The sequence below is a fragment of the Arthrobacter sp. TE26545 genome, assembly GCF_056279005.1.
In genome coordinates this window covers 2274019-2297216 of sequence record NZ_JBWBQM010000001.1, presented here as the reverse complement: position 1 = coordinate 2297216, position 23198 = coordinate 2274019, and the positions used below count along the sequence as shown (strand labels likewise).

23 protein-coding genes and 1 tRNA gene are annotated in these 23198 nt (G+C 66.2%); 18 read left to right on the top strand and 6 right to left on the bottom strand.

Going from position 1 to position 23198, the window contains the following annotated elements:
• The first annotated feature begins 108 nt into the window (after nt 1-108).
• The 12 genes from rimM (at nt 109) to ACZ9CK_RS10315 (ending at nt 9950) form a co-directional block, all read left to right on the top strand.
• Nucleotides 109-663: a ribosome maturation factor RimM gene (gene rimM / locus ACZ9CK_RS10370; RefSeq protein WP_426298130.1), complete on the top strand. Its 555-nt coding sequence runs from the start codon at nt 109-111 to the stop codon at nt 661-663.
• Nucleotides 660-1469, top strand: coding sequence for a tRNA (guanosine(37)-N1)-methyltransferase TrmD (trmD, locus tag ACZ9CK_RS10365; RefSeq protein WP_476049905.1), 810 nt, complete (start codon nt 660-662; stop codon nt 1467-1469). Before rimM ends, trmD begins: the two co-directional genes overlap by 4 nt.
• 264 nt (nt 1470-1733) lie before the next feature.
• The gene (gene rplS / locus ACZ9CK_RS10360; RefSeq protein ID WP_115788748.1) at nt 1734-2087 is read left to right on the top strand and encodes a 50S ribosomal protein L19; all 354 of its coding nucleotides are present in this window, start codon (nt 1734-1736) and stop codon (nt 2085-2087) included.
• Nucleotides 2088-2168: 81 nt separating this feature from the next.
• Nucleotides 2169-2846: a signal peptidase I gene (gene lepB / locus ACZ9CK_RS10355; protein WP_476049904.1), complete on the top strand. Its 678-nt coding sequence runs from the start codon at nt 2169-2171 to the stop codon at nt 2844-2846.
• Nucleotides 2847-3608, top strand: a complete 762-nt coding sequence (gene lepB / locus ACZ9CK_RS10350) for a signal peptidase I (protein WP_426298123.1) — start codon at nt 2847-2849, stop codon at nt 3606-3608.
• Nucleotides 3605-4423, top strand: coding sequence for a ribonuclease HII (locus ACZ9CK_RS10345; protein ID WP_426298121.1), 819 nt, complete (start codon nt 3605-3607; stop codon nt 4421-4423). Before lepB (ACZ9CK_RS10350) ends, ACZ9CK_RS10345 begins: the two co-directional genes overlap by 4 nt.
• Nucleotides 4424-4491: 68 nt before the next feature.
• Nucleotides 4492-4824, top strand: a complete 333-nt coding sequence (locus tag ACZ9CK_RS10340; RefSeq protein WP_115788744.1) for a DUF2469 domain-containing protein — start codon at nt 4492-4494, stop codon at nt 4822-4824.
• A gap of 135 nt (nt 4825-4959) precedes the next feature.
• The gene (locus ACZ9CK_RS10335) at nt 4960-5316 is read left to right on the top strand and encodes a YraN family protein (RefSeq protein WP_426298119.1); all 357 of its coding nucleotides are present in this window, start codon (nt 4960-4962) and stop codon (nt 5314-5316) included.
• Between the two features lies 1 nt (nt 5317).
• Nucleotides 5318-6856: a YifB family Mg chelatase-like AAA ATPase gene (locus ACZ9CK_RS10330; RefSeq protein ID WP_476049903.1), complete on the top strand. Its 1539-nt coding sequence runs from the start codon at nt 5318-5320 to the stop codon at nt 6854-6856.
• A gap of 11 nt (nt 6857-6867) precedes the next feature.
• On the top strand, nt 6868-8097 hold the full coding sequence (gene dprA / locus ACZ9CK_RS10325; protein ID WP_476049902.1) for a DNA-processing protein DprA: 1230 nt from the start codon (nt 6868-6870) through the stop codon (nt 8095-8097).
• A gap of 200 nt (nt 8098-8297) precedes the next feature.
• Nucleotides 8298-9185, top strand: coding sequence for a tyrosine recombinase XerC (locus tag ACZ9CK_RS10320; protein WP_476050891.1), 888 nt, complete (start codon nt 8298-8300; stop codon nt 9183-9185).
• Nucleotides 9186-9446: 261 nt separating this feature from the next.
• Nucleotides 9447-9950, top strand: a complete 504-nt coding sequence (locus ACZ9CK_RS10315; RefSeq protein ID WP_426298113.1) for a DUF3145 domain-containing protein — start codon at nt 9447-9449, stop codon at nt 9948-9950.
• Between the two features lie 123 nt (nt 9951-10073).
• Here the strand turns inward: ACZ9CK_RS10315 and ACZ9CK_RS10310 are convergent, their stop codons facing one another.
• The 6 genes from ACZ9CK_RS10310 to aceE all read right to left on the bottom strand — a co-directional run bounded on the left by ACZ9CK_RS10310 (nt 10074) and on the right by aceE (nt 18026).
• Nucleotides 10074-11309, bottom strand: a complete 1236-nt coding sequence (locus ACZ9CK_RS10310) for a beta-ketoacyl-[acyl-carrier-protein] synthase family protein (protein WP_426298111.1) — start codon at nt 11307-11309, stop codon at nt 10074-10076.
• 130 nt (nt 11310-11439) lie between these two features.
• Nucleotides 11440-11685, bottom strand: a complete 246-nt coding sequence (locus ACZ9CK_RS10305) for an acyl carrier protein (RefSeq protein WP_070347536.1) — start codon at nt 11683-11685, stop codon at nt 11440-11442.
• 105 nt (nt 11686-11790) lie between these two features.
• Nucleotides 11791-12852, bottom strand: coding sequence for a beta-ketoacyl-ACP synthase III (locus tag ACZ9CK_RS10300; protein ID WP_476049901.1), 1062 nt, complete (start codon nt 12850-12852; stop codon nt 11791-11793).
• Nucleotides 12849-13778: an ACP S-malonyltransferase gene (locus ACZ9CK_RS10295; protein ID WP_426298106.1), complete on the bottom strand. Its 930-nt coding sequence runs from the start codon at nt 13776-13778 to the stop codon at nt 12849-12851. Before ACZ9CK_RS10295 ends, ACZ9CK_RS10300 begins: the two co-directional genes overlap by 4 nt.
• A gap of 88 nt (nt 13779-13866) precedes the next feature.
• The gene (locus ACZ9CK_RS10290; RefSeq protein WP_426298104.1) at nt 13867-15111 is read right to left on the bottom strand and encodes a PucR family transcriptional regulator; all 1245 of its coding nucleotides are present in this window, start codon (nt 15109-15111) and stop codon (nt 13867-13869) included.
• 164 nt (nt 15112-15275) lie between these two features.
• Complete coding sequence (aceE, locus tag ACZ9CK_RS10285; protein ID WP_476049900.1) at nt 15276-18026, bottom strand: pyruvate dehydrogenase (acetyl-transferring), homodimeric type; 2751 nt, start codon at nt 18024-18026, stop codon at nt 15276-15278.
• Nucleotides 18027-18400: 374 nt separating this feature from the next.
• Between aceE and ACZ9CK_RS10280 the strand changes: the two genes are divergently transcribed.
• From ACZ9CK_RS10280 to ACZ9CK_RS10255, 6 genes are all read left to right on the top strand, one after another.
• A complete protein-coding gene (locus ACZ9CK_RS10280) occupies nt 18401-18823 on the top strand; it encodes a DUF3052 domain-containing protein (RefSeq protein ID WP_115788735.1) in 423 nt (140 codons plus the stop codon).
• Complete coding sequence (locus ACZ9CK_RS10275) at nt 18820-19323, top strand: peroxiredoxin (protein ID WP_426298100.1); 504 nt, start codon at nt 18820-18822, stop codon at nt 19321-19323. The genes ACZ9CK_RS10280 and ACZ9CK_RS10275 overlap by 4 nt, the downstream gene beginning before the upstream one ends.
• Before the next feature lie 20 nt (nt 19324-19343).
• Nucleotides 19344-20267, top strand: a complete 924-nt coding sequence (locus ACZ9CK_RS10270; protein WP_476049899.1) for an NAD-dependent protein deacetylase — start codon at nt 19344-19346, stop codon at nt 20265-20267.
• Nucleotides 20268-20382: 115 nt separating this feature from the next.
• Nucleotides 20383-20458: transfer RNA gene (locus ACZ9CK_RS10265), tRNA-Val, on the top strand.
• A gap of 314 nt (nt 20459-20772) precedes the next feature.
• On the top strand, nt 20773-21570 hold the full coding sequence (locus ACZ9CK_RS10260) for an IclR family transcriptional regulator (RefSeq protein WP_426298096.1): 798 nt from the start codon (nt 20773-20775) through the stop codon (nt 21568-21570).
• A gap of 135 nt (nt 21571-21705) precedes the next feature.
• On the top strand, nt 21706-23055 hold the full coding sequence (locus ACZ9CK_RS10255) for an MFS transporter (RefSeq protein WP_426298094.1): 1350 nt from the start codon (nt 21706-21708) through the stop codon (nt 23053-23055).
• Nucleotides 23056-23198 lie beyond the last annotated feature (143 nt).

The following is a 23198-nucleotide window of genomic DNA, read 5'->3' as shown; positions in this document are numbered from 1 at the left end:
CGCCACCAGATAATGGTGGAGGGGCCGGATTCCTTTTTTCGCCCCATCAGACTTTTCGGGCCGCTTGCCGCAGAGGCGCGGCACAGCGTAGGAAAAACAGAGGAAACCATGCAGCTTCAGGTGGCCAGAATCGGCAAGCCCCACGGAATTCGCGGCGAGGTGACAGTGCAGGTGCTCACCGATGCCCCCGAGTCCCGATTCGTTCCCGGCACCGAATTCCTCGTGGAACCGGCCAAGCTCGGCCCGCTGACCGTCCGCAGTGCCCGCTGGAACAAGGACATCCTGTTGCTGGGCTTTGAGGAGATTGCCGATCGCAACGCCGCAGAGGTCATCCGCGGCGCCAAGCTGTTCGTCGAAACCGAAGAGCTTGACGACGACGACGAAGAAGGCTGGTACGAGCACGAACTGGTGGGCCTCGAGGCGCGCGTGGGGAGCCAGGTGGTCGGCCGGGTCACTGCCCTGAACACCTTGCCCGCACAGGACCTCCTGGTAATCGAAGGCGCGGACGGCAGGGAAATCCTGGTGCCCTTCGTCGAGGAGATCGTTCCCGAGGTCAACCCCGACGGCGGCTACGTGCTGCTGGTTCCGCCGCCCGGCCTGTTCGAGCTCAACAGCGATGAAGCCAACAGTGGCGACGACGGCGGCACCGGGGACCGCGCGTGAGGATCGACGTCGTCAGCATCTTCCCGGACTACCTGGCCCCGCTTGAGCTCTCGCTCATCGGCAAGGCGCGCCAGGACGGGATTCTGGAACTCAACGTCCACGACCTCCGTAGCTTCACCACGGACCGGCACCGCACTGTCGACGACACGCCCTACGGCGGCGGTGCCGGGATGGTGATGAAGCCCGAACCCTGGGCCCAGGCGCTCGAATCCGTGGCCGCCGCTGCCCCCGGGGAACGGCGGCCGGTGCTGGTGGTTCCCTCGCCGGCGGGGGAGCGCTTCACCCAGGCCACCGCCTACGAACTCGCCGAAGAAGAACACCTGGTGTTCGCCTGCGGCCGCTACGAAGGCATCGACGAACGCGTCATCGAGTGGGCTGCGGAGCACTTCACCGTCCGTCCCATGAGCCTTGGGGACTACGTGCTCAACGGCGGCGAGGTGGCTGTACTCGCCATGGTGGAGGCCGTCGGGCGGCTTCTGCCCGGCGTCGTCGGGAACCCGGATTCACTCGTCGAGGAATCGCATTCGGACGGCCTCCTCGAATACCCCGTCTACACCAAGCCGTCCAACTGGCGTGAGCGCGAAGTTCCGGAGATCCTGCTCAGCGGCAACCACGGCAAGATTGCGCGCTGGCGCCGCCACGAACAGTTCCGGCGGACCGCCGCGCGCAGGCCGGACCTTTTGGACGCGTTCGACGCCGGCAGCCTGGACCGTGCGGACCGTACCGCTTTCGCCGAACTCGGGTACGACGTCGTCGACGGCCGCCTGCGCCGGCGCACCGGTCCCGAAGGGGACGCGCGGGCCTGACCGCGGAACGCCGGGCCGGAACCATCCGTGCGGAAAAGCCGCGCGGGAATTGGCCGCGTGCCGGGTGGTATGGCAAAATTGTTCTTTGTGTCTGCTGGGTCCGCACCTGCCACAGGGGGAGCGCAACCAACAGCGGGACACGCGGCACCCCCGATCAGTGGTGGGGCCGTTCTTTTGAACTTCGACGGCAATTTCCGGACTGTTCCGGGCTTGGCCGCCGTGACCCAAAGTGGATGACCTGTGGCGTCCACCAGGAGTGGATTAATGCATATCCTCGATAGCGTAGATGCAGCTTCGCTGCGCAACGATGTTCCCGAGTTCCGCGCCGGTGACACCCTCAAGGTGCACGTGAACATCATCGAAGGCAAGAACTCCCGTGTCCAGGTGTTCCAGGGCTTCGTCCTGGGCCGCCAGGGTGACGGCGTTCGCGAAACCTTCACGGTCCGCAAGGTCTCCTTCGGTGTCGGTGTTGAGCGTACCTTCCCGGTGCACTCCCCGATCATCGAAAAGATCGAGGTTGTCACCAAGGGTGACGTCCGCCGCGCCAAGCTCTACTACATGCGCGAACTGCGCGGTAAGGCTGCGAAGATCAAGGAAAAGCGCGACTTCAACAAGTAAGTCTTCCGACTCACGCAGCGGGTCCTGCGATCCGTCCCGGCCTGCGCCGGAGAAATCCGCAACGCAACAGGGATACGAACCATGGACCACGCAGAACGCCAGCCCCGGAAACAGGGCTGGCGTTTTGTTTTGCTCGGAGTGGTCCTGGCTGTGGCCATCAGCGGCCTGGTCCGCTCCCTCTGGATCGACGTCTACTTCATCCCCTCGGAATCGATGGAACCGCTCCTCGGCACCGGGGACCGCATCCTTGTCTCCCGCACGGATTTCAGTGCCGAACCCATCCGCCGCGGCGACATCGTGGTCTTCGACGGCAGGGGGACTTTCGCTCCGCTCAGCAGCGGCAAGGGCCCGCTGGCAGACGCCGCGGCCGCCGTCGGACACTGGCTGGGCCTGACCGGCAGCGACACAACCTATGTGAAGCGGGTCATCGGCGTCCCGGGGGACCATGTGCGCTGCTGCGGCACGGACGGCAGGCTCACAGTCAACGGTCAGGCAGTTGCGGAATCCTACCTCTATCCGGGCGACGCGCCGAGCGCGCAGCAGTTCGACGTCGTGGTCCCGGAAGGCCGCCTTTGGCTCATGGGCGACCACCGCTCACGCTCCGCGGATTCCCGCAGCCTGCTGGGCGCTCCCGGCGGCGGACTGGTTCCCGTGGACCGGGTGATCGGCAGGCCGGTCCGGATCATCTGGCCACTTGATAGATTGGCAGAACTGCCAAGGCCAGCATTGGTCGCAACAACTTCGAAGAACGGACAGTAGATGCCGGAGAATCCCGAACAGGAAGCCGAGACGCCGGACGAGGACGGCAAGAAGGGCAATCAGTTCCTGCTCTGGCTCAAGGAGATCGGCACGGTCGTCGGGATCGCCATCGTGCTGTCATTCCTCATCAAGACCTTCCTGTTCAAGGCGTTCTTCATCCCGTCCGAATCCATGGTGGCCACCCTGGAGAAGGACGACCGGATCTTCGTGAACCTGCTGGTACCGGAGCCCTTCGCCCTCCAGCGGGGTGACATCGTGGTGTTCAAGGACACCCAGGGCTGGCTCCCGGCCACGCCGAAGGAAGACCCGGGGCCCTTCAAATGGCTGCAGGACGGCCTCGCCTTCGTGGGACTGCTCCCGGACGAAACGGAACAGCACCTCGTCAAGCGCGTCATCGGCCTGCCCGGCGACCATGTGGTCTGCTGCGACTCCCAAGCCCGGGTCAGCGTCAACGGCACCGTCCTGAATGAGGACTACCTCAACCCTGCCGAGCCGCCGAGTGCCAACCCCTTTGATGTGGTCGTCCCGGCTGGGAAAATCTGGGTCATGGGCGATAACCGCAACAATTCGGCGGACTCCCGCGAACACCGCGAAATGAACGGCGGCTTCATCAACCTGCCCGACGTCGAAGGCAAGGCGGCCGTGATCGCCTGGCCCGTAGGCCGCTGGCAGGTCCTGGACAACCACTCCGAAGTCTTCCGCAGCGTTCCGGCGCCGTCCCCCGAGGACAGCAGCTCCAACACCGCGCCCACGGGCAAATGAGCAGCCGGGCTACGGGGGCCAAGGCGGGCGTGGCGAAGTCCACCGCTCGCAAGACGACGGCGCCAAAGACCACTGCGGTCAAGTCGACCGCGCGCAAGGCAAGCCCGCGGGGTGCCGCGGCGGCCGCTGCGACGAAGGCTTCCGCCGCCCCGACGCTGGACATTGAACGGAGCTTCCTCGCGCCGGGAGTCCGGCTGCTCGCCGGCGTCGATGAAGTGGGCCGCGGTGCGTTCGCCGGGCCCGTCTCGGTGGGGATCGCCGTCGTCGATCTCCAGGAGCAAAGCCTGCTCGACGGCGTACGCGACTCCAAGCTGCTCAAGGCCGAAGACCGCGAACGGCTCGAACCGCTGGTGCGGGGCTGGGCGGTCGCCGCTGCCGTCGGGCATGCCAGCGCAGCGGAAATCGACGGCCTCGGCATCATCGCTGCCCTCAGGCTTGCCGGCAACAGGGCCTGGAGCGAGCTCCTGGCCGCCGGAACGCGGCCCGACGTGGTCCTTCTTGACGGCAGCCACGACTGGCTCTCACCGCCCGCGCAGGTTTCCCTGTTCGATACGGAGGCAGCAGCCGACCCCGGCGTGACCGAGTGTGACGCCCCCGTGCACACCCGGGTGAAGGCGGACATGTCCTGCCTCAGCGTTGCGGCCGCCAGTGTCCTTGCCAAGGTGGCGAGGGATCGGATGATGCTGGACCTGCACAGCGAATTCCCGGGCTTCGCGTGGAATGAAAACAAGGGCTATGGCACCACGGCCCACCGCGAAGCCCTGCGGGCCGCGGGCCCGAGCAGCTACCACCGGAGCAGCTGGAACCTCCTCTAGGGCGGCAGGCTGCCCGCGTCGGAACGCCGCTGGCTGTCGACACCGGTGCGATGGTGCAAGATGGATCTATGAGTGCCGAAGATCTTGAGAACTACGAAACCGACATGGAGCTCCAGCTCTACCGCGAGTACCGCGATGTGGTCGGTTTGTTCAGCTACGTTGTCGAGACCGAACGGCGTTTCTACCTTGCCAATCACGTCGATCTGCAGGCCCGCAGCGCCGACGGCGAGGTCTACTTCGACCTGACCCTCCAGGACGCCTGGGTCTGGGATGTCTACCGTTCCGCGCGGTTCGTGAAGAATGTCCGCGTCATCACCTTCAAGGACGTCAACGTCGAGGAACTTCCCCGGAACGAACTCTCCTTGCCGAAGGACGGCGATCTCGGCGACCTCGGCAACTGACGCCGTGCGGTAGCCGGATGCTTCCAGTGTCCCGGCTTCTCCTCCACAACCGCATTTCCGTCGGGTTTCCCACATAGCCCTTTTTCCTGCTGTTCCCGCTTCCGGCGTGCCCGCACGCTGGTAGCGGAGGTGGACATGAAAGAGAAAGACATCCTCGGCAGGCAGGGCGAGGCCCTTGCTGCCGGGTTCCTGGAGACCCTCGGGATGCGGATCATCGACCGCAACTGGCGGTGCCCCTCGGGCGAGATCGACATCGTTGCCCTGGACGGCGACACCCTGGTGATCGCGGAGGTGAAGACGCGCCGCAGCCTGGACTACGGGCATCCCTTCGAAGCCGTCGGCGCGGCGAAACTTGCCCGCCTGCAGCGCCTGGCCTCATCGTGGTGCCGTGCCCACGAGCTGCGTGCCTCGGGCCGCCGCGTGGACGTCGTCGCCGTGATCGACGACGGCATCGGGTCGCCGAGCCTTGAACACCTCAAGGGCGTGGGCTGACATGGGCGTCGCACGGAGCTACTGCGTGGCGCTGCTGGGCCTCAACGGCTACATCGTGGAGGTCGAGGCGGACATCGGGCAGACTTTGCCGAACTTCCTCATCCTGGGCCTGCCGGACGCCGCCCTGAACGAAGCCCGGGAACGGATCCGCTCGGCCGCGCAAAACTCCGGCATTCCGCTGAGCCGGCGCAAGATCACTGCCAACCTCATCCCGGCGTCGCTGCCAAAACGCGGCTCCGGTTTCGACCTCGCCATCTGCATGGCGGTGCTGGGCGCCGCCGGGGACATCCGCTCCACTGAAGGCACTGTGTTCATCGCCGAGCTTGGCCTTGACGGCCGGCTGCGCCCGGTCCGCGGCATCCTGCCCGCCGTGATGGCGGCGGTACAGGCCGGGCACCCGGACGTCGTGGTGGCCCAGGCCAACGCCGCCGAGGCCATGCTCGTACCCGGTGCCCGGGTCCGCGGATACAAAACCCTTGCCCGGCTCGCCTTCGACTTCGGCGCGGACCCGCAGGACCTTGCGCTCGACTACGACCCCATGGAGGAAGAAGACCCCGACGGCGGCACCCTCCCGTCCGCCGCGCCTGACCTCTGCGATGTCTCCGGGCAGGGCGACGCACGCCGCGCACTTGAAGTCGCCGCAGCGGGCGCCCACCACGTACTCCTGAGCGGACCCCCCGGCGCGGGGAAGACAATGCTCGCCGAACGGCTTCCCGGACTGCTTCCGGACCTCGGGGACAAGGAATCCATGGAGGTCACCGCGATCCATTCGCTTTCGGCCGTGCACATCGAAAAGATCTCGCTGCTGCGCAGGCCCCCGTTCGAGAACCCGCACCACAGCGCAACCGCCGCGGCAATCATCGGCGGGGGTTCCGGCCTCCCACGGCCCGGCGCCGCGTCCCGTGCGCATAGGGGCGTCTTGTTCCTGGACGAGGCCCCGGAATACGAACGCCGCGTCCTGGATGCCCTGCGCCAGCCCCTGGAAAGCGGTGAGCTCGTGATCCACCGCTCGGCGGGCACCGCCGCCTATCCCGCCCGGTTCCAGCTGGTCCTTGCAGCGAACCCCTGTCCGTGTGGCAAGGCCAGCGGGAAAGGCGTGGATTGCACGTGCACAGCGGTTATGCGGCGGCGCTACTTCGGAAGGATGTCCGGTCCGCTCCTGGACCGCGTCGACATCCAGCTTCAGGTGGAGAGGGTCTCCCTGGCGGATTTCGGCCAGGCCAGCGGAGAAGAGGATTCCGCAACCGTGGCCAGGCGTGTGGCGGCCGCCAGGTTCCGCCAGCAGGAGCGGCTCGGAAGTTTCGGACTGGAGACCAACTCCCAGGTCCCGGGCCGCCTGTTAAGGGGTGTGCTGAAGCTGCCTCCGGCGACCACCCGCATCCTGGACAGCTCCCTCGAACGGGGAGCGCTTACCGCGCGGGGCTACGACCGTGTCCTGCGCTTGGCCTGGACACTGGCCGACCTCGGACACCGTGACCGGCCCGGCCTTGACGACATCGGGCAGGCACTGGGCTTGCGGCAGGCGGTGGCAGCCGCATGAAAGGAACATCGATGACCACGAACGCCACGCCCAGCCTGACGGGCCCCCAACCCTCGGCGTCGAAAGACGAACGCATCGCCCGGGCAGCCCTTTCCCGGCTCATGGAACCGCAGGATGCCGCCGGACTGGCCCTCGTGCGCCTCGCGGGAGCCTCGGACGCCCTTCGGATCGCCACGGGCCAGCTTACGGCCGGCCCGGCCCTTGAGCAGGAAATGACGGCTCTGCTGCTTGACGGCGGTTGTGCGTCATGGCCGGGCCTTCCAGCCTCCCTGAAACGCTGGATGCCCCGCGTCCGGGACCTTGCGCCGGAGCGCGACCTGGCCACGATGCAGCGCCTCGGCGGGCGGCTCATCATCCCGGGAGACGCGCTCTGGCCGGCACAGCTGGCCGACCTCGGACTCCATGAGCCGCTGTGCCTGTGGTGGCGTGGGCACGAGCTCGAATTTCCGCCCGGCCGGCGCACCGTTGCCCTTGTCGGTTCCCGGGATAGCACCGGATACGGCGGAGCCATCGCCGGTGAATTCGCCTACGGGCTCGGCCAACGCGGCTACACGGTGGTATCCGGCGGCGCCTACGGCATTGATGCCCACGCACACCGGGGCGCGCTGGCGGGCGGCAGCAGCGATGTTCCCACCATCGCCGTCATGGCCGGGGGAGTGGACCGCTACTATCCCTCCGGAAACGAGGAGCTCCTCCGTGCCGTCGCCAACCAGGGAGCGGTCATCGCGGAGGTCCCACCGGGCTCAGCTCCCACCCGGTACCGCTTCCTGCAACGAAACCGGCTGATCGCTGCACTGGCCGCCGTCACGGTGATCGTCGAAGCACGATGGCGTTCCGGTGCACTCAACACGGCCCATCACGCTGAATCCATCGGCCGGGTGGTGGCTGCCGTACCGGGGTCGATCCACAGCGCCAATTCGGCAGGATGCCACCGGCTCCTGCGTGAAGGCGGCGCCGTGTGCGTCACCGACGTCGGTGAGATTGCCGAACTGGCCGGCGGAAGCGGCGAGGAACTGGCAGGTGAGAAGGGAGCGGCCGCATCCGAGCATGACGGCCTCACACTGGAGGACCTGGTGTTGTTGGATGCCCTGCCGCTGCGCACCACGACGTCCGTGGAGAAACTTGGTGTCGTGGCGGGGTTGGGTCAGGACGCCGTCCGGGCAGGACTCGGCCGGCTGGGATTGCTGGGCCTGGCCGTCTCCGAACGAGGCGGCTGGAAACGGTCAAGGAAGAATGCATGATCCTGAACGACGCGTGGGGAAGGGACGTGGCGGTGCAGCCTGGCGCAGGCGGCTGCTGGCAGAGTTGAAGGGTGGACAGCGAAGCAAACCAGGACACGGCCGCAAAAGACGCAGCAGCCAAAGACGCAGCAGCCAAAGACACGGCCGCAAGCGGCCCCGGGCGGCAGGCTCCGCCGGTGCCCCCTGCCTTTGTGGCAGCAATGGCCGGGTTCCGCCGCTACCTTGAAGGGGAACGTGCCCGCTCAGCGCACACTGTCCGCGCCTACCTGGCCGACCTCGAAAGCCTGTTCGCTTACGCCGCCGGTGAAGGGGTTGAAACACTTGCCGGGCTCGAACTTGGTACGCTGCGCCGCTGGCTTGGCGGTCAAAGCGAGGAAGGACGCTCCCGGGCAACCCTGGCCCGCCATGCCGCAACCATCCGCACGTTCACCTCCTGGGCCCTGCGTGAGGAACTGATAGCCGCCGATCCCGCCCTCCGCTTGCAGGCACCCAAACGGGAGCAATCCCTCCCCGGGGTTCTCCAGCGCCGGCAGCTTGGCCGCATCTTTGACCGGCTCGACGAGGACGCATCCGAGGGAGCACCCGTCCCTCTGCGGAACCGGGCCCTGGTGGAACTGCTGTACGCCACCGGGATCCGCGTCGGTGAGCTCGCTGGCCTGGATATTGATGACCTCGACGCCGACCGGCGCACCCTCCGGGTCCTGGGCAAAGGCAACAAGGAACGGACGGTTCCCTACGGGCTGCCGGCTGCGCTCGCCGTCGACGATTGGCTCCGTCGCGGTCGGCCGAAGCTTGCCACGCCGCATTCCGGTCCGGCCCTGTTCCTCGGAGCACGGGGAAGGCGCCTCGACCAGCGTCAGGCACGCAGCGTGGTCAAGGGACTGCTGGAAGGGCTCGGAGACACCTCGGCCACCGGACCGCACGCCCTGCGGCACTCGGCGGCCACCCACCTCCTCGACGGCGGCGCGGACCTGCGGGCCGTCCAGGAAATCCTCGGCCACAGCAGCCTGGCCACCACCCAGATCTACACCCATGTGTCCGTGGAGCGGCTCCGGGCAAGCTATCGGCAGGCCCATCCGAGAGCATAAACCCCGAGCAGTCGGTAAATGACGGAAAACTGCGCTGGCGCAAAAGCGGTGTGTACGGCAAAATGAAAGCAATGTCCCGGAAGTTTCAAGCACTGCTTGAAGCTTGCAAATGACCGGGGCGCAATTTAGTAATCGGGAAAATACAGTTTCATAATCTGGGAAATACAGTCCGCCAGGGTTCACCGAATACCCGGTCACGGCACGGCAACTATCCAGGCAGAGGTCGTTGGGGAAGACGTACCTACAGCTATGGAGGATGGAATGTCTGTTGCAATGACCCGCGGTGTCCTGTTTGTCCACTCGGCCCCGACGGCACTGTGCCCGCATGTGGAGTGGGCCATCGGATCGGTCGTGGACAAGCGCACCGATCTTGATTGGACCCCTCAGCCTGCTGCGCCCGGAATGTTCCGGGCCGAATTGTCGTGGGTCGGTGCCCCTGGCACGGGCGCCCAGTTGGCCTCGACGCTCCGCGGCTGGGCCCACCTGCGCTATGAGGTCACCGAGGAGCCCAGCCAGGGCGTAGACGGCAGTCGCTGGTCCCATACCCCTGAGCTGGGCATATTCCACGCCGTCACGGACGTGCACGGAAACATCATGGTCAGCGAGGACCGCATCCGCTACGCCTACGAATCCGGCGCCGGTGACCCCGCCGCCGTGTACCACGAACTCTCCCTGGCGCTCGGCGAGGCCTGGGATGAGGAACTCGAGCCGTTTCGCCACGCCGCCGAAGGGGCCCCTGTGCGCTGGCTGCACCAGGTCGGCTAGGTATCAGGGCATTTCGCCCGGCAACAAACACTCCATAGCAAGGAAGAGGGCCCCGCCAACGGCGGGGCCCTCTTCCTGTGTCCGTCAGAACATCCGGAATCGGCTGCTGGACGCTCCGGGTTGCTAGACGCTCCGGACCGCGATGACGGCATTGTGGCCGCCGAAGCCGAAGGAGTTGCTTAGGGCCACGATGTCGCCGGCAGGCAGGCTGCGGGCCGAGGTGACGACGTCGAGCGGGATCTCCGGGTCCTGGTTTTCCAGGTTGATGGTCAGCGGAGCCTGGCGTTCGTACACAGCCAGGACCGTCAGCACGGCTTCCACGGCACCGGAGGCGCCCAGGAGGTGGCCCATCTGGGACTTCGTGGCGGAGACCGCCACGTTGTCGACGTGGGCGCCGAGCGCGGCGCGGAGTGCCGTGTACTCGGGCTTGTCACCGACAGGGGTGGACGTCGCGTGGGCGTTGACGTGCACGACGTCCTCGGCGTGGATCCGGCCGTCGAACATGGCGGCCTTCAGGGCACGGGTGGCACCGAGGCCCTCGGGGTCCGGAGCGGTGATGTGGTAGGCGTCGGCCGTGACCGAGGTGCCTGCCAGTTCACCGTAGATCCGGGCACCACGGGCGAGGGCGTGTTCCTCGGCCTCCAGCACCAGGGCGCCGGCGCCTTCGCCCATCACGAAGCCGTCACGGTCGATGTCGTAGGGACGCGAGGCGTGCTCGGGGTCGTCGTTGCGGCGGGAGAGTGCCTGCATGGAGGAGAAGGCGGCGAGCGGCATCGGGTGGATGGCAGCTTCGGCACCGCCGCACATGACGACGTCGGCCTTGCCGGAGCGGATCAGGTCCAGTCCCAGGTGCAGGGCTTCGGTTCCGGAAGCACAGGCGGACACCGGGGTGTGCGCGCCGGCGCGGGCGCCGAGGTCCAGGCTGACCGCAGCGGCCACGCCGTTGGGCATGAGCATCGGCACGGTCATCGGCAGGACGCGGCGCGGCCCCTTTTCCTTCAGGGTGTCCCAGGCGTCAAGCAGGGTCCAGACGCCGCCGATGCCGGTGGCGAAGGCGACGGCCAGGCGGTCATGGTCGATCTCCGTGATACCGGAGTCGGCCCAGGCTTCACGGGCCGCGATCACGCCGAACTGGGTGGACGGGTCCATGCGCTTGGCTTCGACACGGGAGAGCACATCGAGGGCCGGCGTCGAGCACCGTGCGGCAAAGTGGACGGGAAGGTCGTACTTGGCCACCCACTCGTCCTCGAGCGTGTGGGCCCCGGAGACCCCTTTCAGCGCGTTCTTCCACATTGTGGGAACGTCGCCACCGATGGGAGTGGTGGCCCCCAGACCGGTAATGACTACTTTGCGTGCCATGCGATCACTCTCTGTCGGAAATCAGCCTGCTCGGCTGCGGTTCTTCGCAGGGCAGGAAAACTTTGGTACTGCGGCTGTGCCGGGCGCGGGATGGCGGTGCACCCGGGCCCGGCACAGCTGGAAGGCAGGACTAGGCCTGTGCGTTCGCGATGAAGTTGACGGCGTCGCCGACGGTCTTCAGGTTCTTGACCTCTTCGTCCGGGATGCGCACGCCGAACTTCTCTTCGGCGTTGACGACGATGGTCATCATGGAGATGGAGTCGATGTCCAGGTCCTCGGTGAAGGACTTGTCCAGCTCGACGGCGTCTGCAGCCAGGCCGGTTTCTTCGTTGACGATTTCAGCCAGGCCGGCCAGGATTTCTTCGTTGCTAGCCATTGTTGGCTCCTTTTCTTGTTGTGCCGGCTATGCCGGAAACGGGGCAAACCGCGGTTACGGCTTGGTTGTCAAGGTCATGTTCGTTCCATGCCTGCCGCAGCTAGGTTACGGCAGGACCACCACCTGGGCGCCGAAGACCAAGCCGGCGCCGAAACCGATCTGCAGGGAAAGCCCGCCGCTGAGCTGCGGGTTCTCTTGCAGGAGCCGGTGCGTTGCCAGCGGAATCGAGGCCGCGGAGGTATTGCCCGATTCGGCGATGTCGCGGGCGACGACAACGGACTCGGGAAGCTTGAGCTTTTTGACCATCTCGTCGATGATCCGCATGTTCGCCTGGTGCGGCACGAATGCCGCGAGGTCCGAGGCTTCGATGCCGGCTGCGTCCAGTGCCTGCTGGGCGACCTTCGCCATTTCCCAGACAGCCCAGCGGAACACGGTCTGCCCGTCCTGGCGCAGTGTGGGCCAGACGTCCTGGGTCGCCGAGATGATGGCGAGGTCGTCCGTCTCGTCCGAGTGCCGCGCGGATTCGCCGAGCTTGCGGACCTCGTCGAGGGAGTGGGTCATCCCGATGGCGTTCCACTTGCTGCCGTCCGAACCCCAGACCGACTGGCCGATGCCCGCGGTGTCGGAAGGCCCGATGACGACCGCGCCGGCGCCGTCGCCGAGCAGGAAGGAAATGGTGCGCTCGTGGTTGTCGATGACGTCCGAGAGCTTCTCGGCACCGATTACCAGGACATACTGTGCCGCGCCGGAGCGGACCAGGGCATCACCCTGGGCGATGCCGTAGCAGTAGCCCGCGCAGGCGGCCGAGATGTCAAAGGCGGCAGCCGGCGTCGCGCCGAGCCGGTCGGTCAGCGCGGCGGCTGCGGACGGAGTGGCGAAGGGGTGCGTCACGGTGGAGACGATCACGGCGCCCAGCTGCGAGGCTTCGATGCCCGCCTGCTCCAGGGCTTCGCGGGCAGCACCTTCGGCCATGTCGATCACGCTGACACCCTCGGGCGCCCGGTGCCGGGTGACGATGCCTGTCCGCTGGCGGATCCACTCGTCGGAGGAGTCGATCCACTGGCAGACGTCGTCGTTGGTGACGATGACGTCGGGCCGGTAGGCGCCGATGCCAAGGATCCGGGAGAACTCGTTGACAGGAGCCTGCTTCAGGGCCGGGGCGCTCATGCGCTGGCCTCAAGCTCTGCGAAGAGGGCCAGCGCCGCGGACAAGTCGTCCGGGGTCTTCACGGCAACGGTCTTGACGCCGGGCATGCCGCGCTTGGCCAGGCCGGCAAGGGTGCCTGCCGGGGCCAGCTCGATCAGGCCGGTGACGCCGCGCTGCACCAGGTGTTCCATGCAGAGGTCCCACCGGACCGGGCGGGATACTTGGGCGATCAGGCTGGCGACGGCGGCATCGCCGTCGGTGACCTCGCCGCCGTCGAAGTTCGACAGCAGCGGGACGGAAGGAGCCTGCGGCTTCAGGGACGGGCGCAGCGCTTCGAGGGCGCTCACGGCAGGTGCCATGTGGGCCGTGTGGAAGGCGCCGGCTACCTTGAGCGGGATGACCCGGGCCTTGGGCGGCGGGTTGTCGGCGAGGGCCTGGAGCTGTTCGAAAGTTCCCGCGGCGACGGTCTGGCCCGCGCCGTTCACGTTGGCCGGTGCTGCGCCGGAAGCCTCGATGGCCGCCAGGACCTCGGCCGGATCGCCCCCGACGACGGCGCTCATGCCGGTGGGGGTGACGGCCGCGGCGGCTGCCATGTTGTTGGCGCGTTCGCGCACAAACGTCATCGCGTCGTCTTCGCTGAGCACCCCGGCGAGGGCGGACGCCGTGATCTCGCCGACCGAGTGCCCGGCCAGGACCACCGGCAGCGTGTTGAGTTCGACGTCGAACAAGGACTTTGCGGCGACCAGCCCGGCCGCGACGATCAGGGGCTGCGCAACGGCGGTGTCCTTGATGGTCTCCTCATCCGAGGTGGTGCCGTGGGCCTTGAGGTCGATTCCGGCGATCTCGCTCAGAGCAGCCAGATGGCCCTCCACGGAAGGCAGCTCAAGCCACGGGGCCAGGAATCCAGGGGTTTGCGAGCCCTGTCCAGGGCAGACGATTGCAAGCACGTAACCAGCTTTCCAAATTGCTGCGTGATCCAACGGTGTTTTCGTACACCAAGCTCACTGGGACGGTTTGTAGGAAGTCTACAACGACTCAGTTCCCGTTCCGGGAACCATGACGCTCCGGAGACGCCTTCGGCGGGGTGGACAAACGGCCTACCACCAGGGCCGTCTGGAGCACGAAGGCCTCGCGCGGAAGCAGCGGATCCCACCCGGTCACATCGCAGACCCGCTTGAGCCGGTACCGCACTGTGTTGGCATGGACGAACAGCTCCCGGGCCGTGGCTTCGAGCGAATGGCCCAGTTCAAGGTAGGTTCCGAGCGTCTCGACCAGCCCATTGGAGGCGGCGATGAGCGGCCGGTAGATGTTCTTGATGAGCGAGCGGCGGGCGGCGTCGTCGCCGGACACCACGCGTTCGGGCAGGAGGTCGTCGGCCGCGACCGGCCGCGGGGCCGACGGCCAGGCACGCGCAGCGGTGAGCCCGGCAAATGCTGCCTGCGCCGAACTGCTCGCTTCCAGCAGCGAGCCGGCCTCGGGCCCGTAGACCACTGGACCCGGGGCGAACAGTTCGCTCAGTTTCAGGTAGGCGGTGTCACGGTCCTGGACGCCGCCGAGGATCAGGATCAACCGGTCGCCCTGGATGCCCACCAGGGCGTCCTCGGCGAAGCGGCCGGCGGTGCGGCGCAGTTCGCTCACGTAGCTCGCGCTGGGTTCGGAGGGTGAATTGCCGACCATTACGGTAAACCGTTCCTGGGCCTTCCAGCCCAGGGCCGCGATCCTGGATCTCAGCGCGTCGGTGTTCTCGCCGCGCAGGATCGCGTCGACAATCAGGGCTTCGAGCCGGGTGTCCCAGGAGCCGCGGGATTCCGCGGCGCGGGCGTAGACGTCGGCGGCCGCGAAGGCCACTTCGCGGGAGTAGCGCAGCACCGCTTCGCGCAGGGACGGCTGGTCGGGTTCCGGCGCGATCACCGGGACCTGGTTCTCCACGACTTCCACCACGATCCGGATCAGCTGCAGGGCCTTCTGCAGGCTGATCGAGCGGGTGAGCTCGGTGGGAGCGTTGCCGAAGACGTCGGTGAGGATCCAGGAGGGCGAGCTCGGTCGTTCGTACCAGGTGACGAACGCCGCGATGCCGTTCTGGGCCACCAGTCCCAGCGCCGAGCGTTCGTCAGCGCTCAACCGGGTGTACCACGGAAGGGATTTCTCGAGCTGGCGCATGGTGGTGGTGGACAGCTGGCCGACATTCGCGCGGAGCCGTTTGAGGGTTTCGGCTTTTTCGGGGGAGACCGCACGCGATGGCGCCTTGCGTTTCGCGGAGGTAGGGGTGGGCTCTGCCATTCCTTGAGCATAAGGCCCCCGCCGTGCAAGCTCCATTTGTGCGAAGGCTACAAGCCGGTACCGCAGGTTTCCGCCCGGGACCGCTTCCCGCCGGGAAGCCCCCTTAAACGCCCGACGGCGGCCCCACCTTCCCGTGGGGCCGCCGCCTGGGTGTTGCCGGGTGCCTAGCTGTCGCCGCCGGCGCCGCCGGTGGTTCCTGCGTTGACGTCGAGCAGACGGTACTTCTCGATGGCCAGGCCCGGAGCCGAGGAATCGACCTTGCCCTGCTGTGCGAGCAGCTGGAGGGTCTTGGCGACGATCGAGTGGGTGTCGTTCTTGAAGAAACGACGGGCCGCGGCACGGGTGTCCGAGAAACCGAAGCCGTCGGCGCCGAGGGCCGCGAAGTCGTTCGGGATGAACTGGCGGATCTGGTCCGGCACAGCCTTCATGTAATCCGAAACGGCAACAACGGGGCCTTCGGCACCGGCAAGCTGCCGGGTGACAAACGGCACCTGGGAGGCTTCGCCCGGGTTCAGGAAGGCCTGCTCCTCGGCGGCAAGGCCGTCGCGGCGCAGTTCGTTCCAGGAGGTGACGGACCAGACGTCGGCTGCCACGTTCCAGTCCTCGTCCAGGATGCGCTGGGCTTCCAGGGCCCACGGCACCGAAACGCCGGAGGCGAGGATCTGGGCCTTCGGACGGTCCGTGGAGCCGTTGGTGGCGGCGGCCAGCCGGTAGATGCCCTTGAGGAGGCCGTTGACGTCGAGGTCTTCCGGTTCGGCCGGCTGGACGATCGGCTCGTTGTACACGGTCAGGTAGTACATGAGGTTGCGGTCAGCCGAATCCGGTCCGTACATGCGCTCCAGGCCGTCACGGACGATGTGGCCGATTTCGTAGCCGTAGGCGGGGTCGTAGGTGACCACTGCCGGGTTGGTGGAGGCCAGGATAGGGGAGTGGCCGTCGGCGTGCTGCAGGCCTTCACCGGTAAGGGTGGTGCGTCCTGCGGTGGCGCCGATGATGAAGCCACGGGTCATCTGGTCCGCCGCGGCCCAGAAGGAATCGCCCGTGCGCTGGAAACCGAACATCGAGTAGAACACGTAGATCGGAACCAGCGGTTCGCCGTGGGTGGCGTACGAGGTGCCGGCCGCGGTGAATGCCGCCACGGCACCGGCCTCGTTGATGCCCGGGTGGATCAGCTGGCCGGCCGGGGACTCCTTGTACGCGAGCACAAGGTCGCGGTCCACGGACAGGTAGTTCTGGCCCTTCGGGTTATAGATCTTCGCCGTCGGGAAGAAGGCGTCCATGCCGAAGGTGCGGGATTCGTCCGGAACCACCGGGACGAAGCGCGCGCCGAAGTTCTTGTCGCGCATGAGGTCCTTGAGCAGGCGCACGAAGGCCATGGTGGTGGCCGCCTGCTGCTTGCCCGAACCACGCTTGGCAACCTCGTAGGACTTGGCGTCCGGCAGGGTGACCTCGCTGTGCTTGGAACGGCGCTCCGGAAGGAAACCGCCCAGCTCCGCACGGCGCTCCATGAGGTACTTGATCTCCGGAGCGTCCATGCCCGGGTGGTAGTACGGGGGACGGTACGGGTCGGCTTCGAGCTGCTCGTCCGTGATCGGGATGCGCAGGTAGTCGCGGAAGGCCTTCAGGTCCTCGAGCGTCAGCTTCTTCATCTGGTGGGTCGCGTTGCGGCCCTCGAAGTGCGGACCCAGTCCGTAGCCCTTGACGGTCTTGGCGAGGATGACCGTGGGCTTGCCCTTGAACTCGGTTGCAGCCTTGTAGGCGGCGTAAACCTTGCGGTAGTCGTGCCCACCCCGCTTGAGCTGCCAGATCTGCTCGTCCGAGAAGTCGGCAACCATGTCCTTCGTGGCCGGCGTCTTGCCGAAGAAGTGCTCGCGGACGAATCCGCCGGACTCGGCCTTGTAGGTCTGGTAGTCGCCGTCGAGGGTCTCGTTCATGATGTTCACGAGGGAACCGTCGGAGTCCTGGGCGAGCAGATCGTCCCACTCACGGCCCCAGACGACCTTGATCACGTTCCAGCCGGCACCGCGGAAGAACGCCTCGAGTTCCTGCATGATCTTGCCGTTGCCGCGGACGGGTCCGTCCAGGCGCTGCAAGTTGCAGTTGATGACGAAGTTCAGGTTGTCCAGGTTCTCATTGGCGGCGAGCTGGAGCAGGCCGCGCGATTCGGGCTCGTCCATCTCGCCGTCGCCCAGAAAAGCCCAGACCTGCTGCTCGGAGGTGTCCTTGATACCACGGCCCTGCAGGTAGCGGTTGGCCTGTGCCTGGTAGATGGCGTTCATCGGGCCGATGCCCATGGAGACCGTGGGGAACTCCCAGAAGGTCGGCATCAGGCGCGGGTGCGGGTAGGAGGACAGCGCATGGCCCTCCTTGGACTTCTCCTGGCGGAAACCGTCGAGGTCTTCTTCGCTCAGGCGTCCTTCCATGAAGGCGCGGGCATACATGCCGGGGGAAGCGTGTCCCTGGAAGAACACCTGGTCGCCGCCGGACGGGTGGTCCTTGCCGCGGAAGAAGTGGTTGAAACCGACTTCATACAATGTGGCGGCGCCGGCATAAGTGGAAATGTGTCCGCCCACGCCGATGTCCGAGCGCTGTGCGCGGTGCACCATCACTGCTGCATTCCAGCGCATGTACGCCCGGTACCGGCGTTCGAATTCTTCGTTGCCCGGGAACTGCGCTTCCTGGTCAGCCGGGATGGTGTTTACATAGTCCGTCGTCGTGACCATGGGTACTCCCACGGACTGCGCGCCGGCGCGCTGCAACAGGCTGCGCATGATGTACTGCGCGCGTTCGGTTCCCTGCTCCTTGATCAAGGTGTCCAGGGACTCAATCCATTCCGCGGTCTCTTCCGGATCACGATCAGGCAGCTGGGCAGTCAACCCGCTGAGGATGTGTGAGGTCTCTTCTCCTGCAGCCACGTCCAACCTCTCTTTTGGCGCACGTAGCGGCGCCTCAAGTCCGGCAGGGTAACTGCCTGTCATGAACGCGTCGTGTGCGACATCTCGGTTACAACAGCCCGGTCAGGTATGCCGGGCAGGTTCTCTTGAGCAACGGCTGCGCATTCACGGGGCGGTTGCCCTGCAGCCGAAGTGCTCACTGGCCACTGTAGCTTTGTCGATGCTGGGATGCGTAGCCGCGCGGGCCCTTTAAGCGTGATGTGACCGAGGATTCGCCCTGCTTTTGCCGCAGTGGCGGTGACACGGAATCGGGTTCCTCGGGCGATAATGGCTTGAAGCAGGCACACAAAGGGTGTTGGCTGGTAGTAATCGAAATCACTTCAGAGGAGGAAAACGTGAGCGAGGCCGACGCCGCCACATCGGTAAATGTGGCGGAAAGATTGGGTTTCAAGGACGGGGATCTGATTCAAGAGTTCGGTTACGACGATGATGTCGACTTCGACTTGCGTGACGATATTGAGGAGCTGACAGGCTCCGAACTCCTCGACGAGGACGACCACGAAGTCGTGGATGCCGTGATCTTCTGGTGGCGCGACGGCGACGGCGATCTCGTTGATGCCCTGGTGGACTCCCAGACGACCCTGAGCGAGGGTGGCGTGGTGTGGGTCCTTACCCCCAAGTCCGGCCGTCCGAACCACGTTTCCCCTTCCGAGATCCAGGACGCCGCGCCCACCGCCGGCTTGCACTGCACCACCTCTGCGGGAGTTTCCAAGGACTGGAGCGCCACCCGCCTCGTCGCCCGGAAGAAGAACAAGTGACGCTCTCCCGGGCCGGCCGGGCGGATTTGTTTCAGGGTGTTCCAGGAGTCGGTGAGGAAGCCCCCGATTTTGAGCTCGTCAATCAATACGGCGAACCGGTGCGGCTCTCGAGTCTCCGCGGACGCAACGTCGTCGTCGTCTTCTACCCGTTCGCCTTCTCCGGAATCTGCACCGGCGAGCTCTGCGAGATCCGGGACAACCTGGCCGTATTCGAGGACGCCAACGCGACAGTCCTGGGCGTTTCGGTGGACAGCAAGTTTGCCCAGCGCGCCTACGCGGAGAAGGAAGGCTACAGTTTCGAACTGCTTGCCGATTTCTGGCCGCACGGCGATGTCGCGCGGAAATATGGAGTGTTCGACGGCGGCACAGGCATGGCCCTGCGCGGCACTTTCATCATCGATGGCGCAGGCATCATCCGCTATGTCGTGGTGAATCCTCGGGGGCAGGCGCGGGACCTGGCCGAATACCGCGCGGCCCTTGCCGGACTCGGCACTGCCTGAGAACGCGCGGACTGAAAGCGATGGACGGACACCGCCCCGGGATCGGAACAACCGGAGTGGCCAGCCTGGCTCCGGCCGGAACGGCTCCCTTGGCGGCGGAAGACCTTCCGGGGGTGCGGCAGGCCGCTGAAATCCTCGGCCGGAAACGCCTGGCTGTGCTCACCGGGGCGGGCCTGAGCACGGATTCGGGCATTCCTGACTACCGCGGCCCGGGGGCTGCGCCCCGCAAGCCCATGACGTACCAAGAATTCGTCGGCAGCGCGGACAACCGCCGGCGTTATTGGGCGCGCAACCACATCGGCTGGTCCCGGCTCCGGCACGCCGACCCGAATGCCGGCCATTTCGCCGTCGCCCGCTTGGAAGAACGCGGCCTCATTACCGGGCTGATCACACAGAACGTGGACCGGCTGCACGAAGACGCCGGCAGCCGGAACGTGGTGGACCTCCACGGCCGCTATGACCGAGTGGTGTGCCTGGACCGCGGCCACGCCTTCAGCCGGAAGCTGCTCGCCGGAATCCTTGAGGAGATCAACCCCGGGTTCATGGAGGCTGCGGAAGCCGCCGGTGCCATTGAGACAGCGCCGGACGCCGACGCCGTCGTTGAAGATGCGGAGCTGATCCGCAGTTTCGTTGTTGCTGTGTGCCCGGTGTGCGGAGGGGTGCTGAAGCCGGACTTCGTCTATTTCGGCGAGAACGTGCCCAAGGACCGGGTGGAACGCGCGTATGCGATGGTCGATGACGCCGGGGCCCTGCTGGTGGCGGGCTCGTCGCTGACAGTCATGAGCGGGTTGCGCTTTGTACGCCACGCGGCCAAGGCGGGCAAGCCCGTGGTGATCATCAACAGGGGAACGACCCGCGGGGATGGCATGGCCGAGCTGAAAATCGACGCCGGGGTCAGCGCCGCCCTGTCGTGGCTCGCCGAAGAACTGCCGGATCCTGCCTGAGCGCAGGCAGCCCCGGCGCTTTCCGAACGGGGCGGCGATTCGCTTTCCGGCAGCCGGATCGGGTAGAGTCTATGTTCGTTGGTTCGGCGGGGGAAGCCCGGCCGGAGCGCACTTTGGGTCTTTAGCTCAGCTGGTAGAGCGCCACGTTTACACCGTGGATGTCATCGGTTCGATCCCGGTAGGACCCACCAAGGAAAGCCCGTCATTCACGCCGCTGCGGCAGGAATGGCGGGCTTCTTTCATGCCCGGGTTCTTTGCCGGACACCGTCCTCAAAATGGAAGAGCTCTCCACCGCGACTATTGGGGGATGCCGCGGTGGAGAGCTCGAAAATGAATATACAGTGAATTCCTTGGATTGGGAAGCGTCCCGTTTTCCAGCCGATCCCGAGCGTATCGGCCGTGAAGCCACTATGATGGGACGTGTTCACTGGACTGAACAAGCTCGTCACGAGGCAGGCTCGTCGCGGGTTCGTTCATTCCGGACCAGTCACCGTCAAGGAGAGTCATGGCCGATTCCCGCGCTTCCCGTTCCGCCGAGAGCCCGGGGGGTTCCTCGCCGGCTCCCGCGGTGACCCGGGCGGCCGCCGTGCTGGACGCCTTGGCTGCGGCGCCGTCGGGCCGGCTGACGCTTAGTGACCTGGCACGCGAACTGGGCATACCGAAGTCATCCACCTCCAATCTCCTGCTGGCACTCGAGGAAGCCCGCCTGATCACGCGCGAGGGCGCCGACTTCTCGCTCGGCCGCAAGCTCGTAGAGCTGGGCGCCGCCTACTTGAGCCGGCTTGATGAGGTCCAGGAGTTCTACAAGTACTGCGAGCAGGCGCCGACGCTCTCCGGCGAGACCGTGCGCATCGCCATGCGCGACGGCGACCACGTCATCTATCTGGCCCGCTACGAGGGCCACCCGGCCGTCCGGCTGACGTCAAACATCGGCGACAAGATGCCGCTTTCACTGTGCGCCGTGGGCAAGGCCCTGCTGGCCCAGTTGCACGACCACGACATTGAGGCAATGTTCCCGGACGACCTTGAGCTCCCGGTCATGACGCCGAAGTCCTTGCGGTCCGCGGCCGAACTGAAGGCCCAGGTGGCCGAGATCCGCCGCCGAGGCTTCGCCTTCGAGGACGAGGAATCCACCCTTGGCGTGGTCTGCCTCGCCGTGCCGGTGCCGACCCATGGCGCGCACGGCCCCAGTCTCGGCCTCTCCGTGACATCCCTCAAGGCGACGTATTCCGAAGAGCAGGGTGACCTGATGGTCAAGGAACTCAAGGAGCTTGCCCATTCCCTGGGCAACCCCATGGGCTGATCCGAAAATAAATCAGATTACACCTCTTGAACATTGTTCAACTTGCTGTACGCTGTTCAGTATAGTGATTCGCGCCACGGTTGCTGACGCTATGCCCAGGCCAACGGGGGCCTGGATGTTCCTGAGGGAGTGCTTGTGACCATTCGTACTAAGACAGTGCTTGCCGGTCCGGATGACGCGGTCGTCGATCCGGGCCAGCTACGGAAAGCCACGCTTGCCAGTTCCGTGGGCTCCGCCCTGGAGTACTACGACTTCTACATTTACGGCCTGGCTTCGGCCTTGATCTTCGGGCCGCTGTTCTTCAAGCCGCTGGGCGACACGGGCGCATTGATCGCCTCCTTCGCCACCTATGGCGTCGGCTTCGCGGCCCGACCGTTCGGCGGCATCATCTTCGGCTACATCGGTGACCGCTTCGGCCGCAAGATGGTGCTCCTGCTGACCATCGGCATGATGGGCCTGGCCAGTTTCGCCATCGGCCTCCTGCCCACCTTCGAGCAGGCGGGCATGCTCGGCGCTGTCCTGCTGGTCACCCTGCGCATCGTGCAGGGCCTCGGCGCCGGCGCGGAGCAGGCCGGCGCAACCACCTTGATCTCGGAAGTGGCCCCGCGCCGCCGTCGTGGTTTCTTTGCGTCCCTGCCGTTCGTCGGCATCCAGCTGGGCACCCTGCTCGGTGCGGGAACGTTCGCGTTGATCGCGCTTGCGGACAAGGCGGTCCTCGAGGGCTGGCTGTGGCGCGTGCCGTTCCTGGCCAGCGTCATCTTGATCGTCGTCGCCGTCTTCATCCGGCTCAAGCTCAAGGAGACCCCGGTCTTCCAGGAGCTGGAGAAGCACAAGAACGTGGTCAAGAACCCGGTGGGCGAGCTCTGGAAGCATTCCAAGAAGAACGTGCTGGTCGGCATCGGCCTGCGCATGGGCGAGAACGGAAACTCCTCGATCTACTCGGCCCTGCTCATTGCGTTCCTGTCGGCCAAGGAAGGCATCTTCCCGGGCGACAAGTTCATCGGCCCGGTCGGGCTGCTGATCGCCGCAGGTTTCGCCGCCGTCATGGTGGTCACCTTCGGTGCGCTCTCCGACCGCTTCGGCCGCGTGCGGGTCTACCGTTACGGCGCCCTGTTCCAGGCGGTCATCGCCCTGCCAGCCTTCTACCTGGTGACGCTCGGCAACCCGACGCTCGTCTGGGCGGTCATGGTGGTCGGCATCGCCCTGGGCGTGCAGTCCATGCTCGGTCCGCAGTGCCCGCTGCTGCCCGAACTCTTCGGTGCCCGCTACCGCTTCACAGGGGTCGCCCTGAGCCGCGAAATTTCCGCCGTGATTGCCGGCGGCCTGGTGCCGCTGATCGGCGCCTCGCTCCTCGCGGCCACCGGATTCTCCTGGCTGGTGCTGGCCATCTACTCCCTGGTCCTGGCGCTGATCTCCTTCGCCGCCACTTTCTTCACCCCCGAGACGGCGGGCCGCGACCTGCTCGTCCTGGAGGATGCCAGCTAAGCGGACCCCAGCTGCAGGCACGTCGAAGCGGCGGCCCCCTTTGCGGGGGCCGCCGCTTCGCTGTGTGCGGACATCCTTGTGTGCGGGCATCCTTTCAACGCGCTTGATGCAAGGATGCCGAGGCGACATCGTCCGGAAAGCAG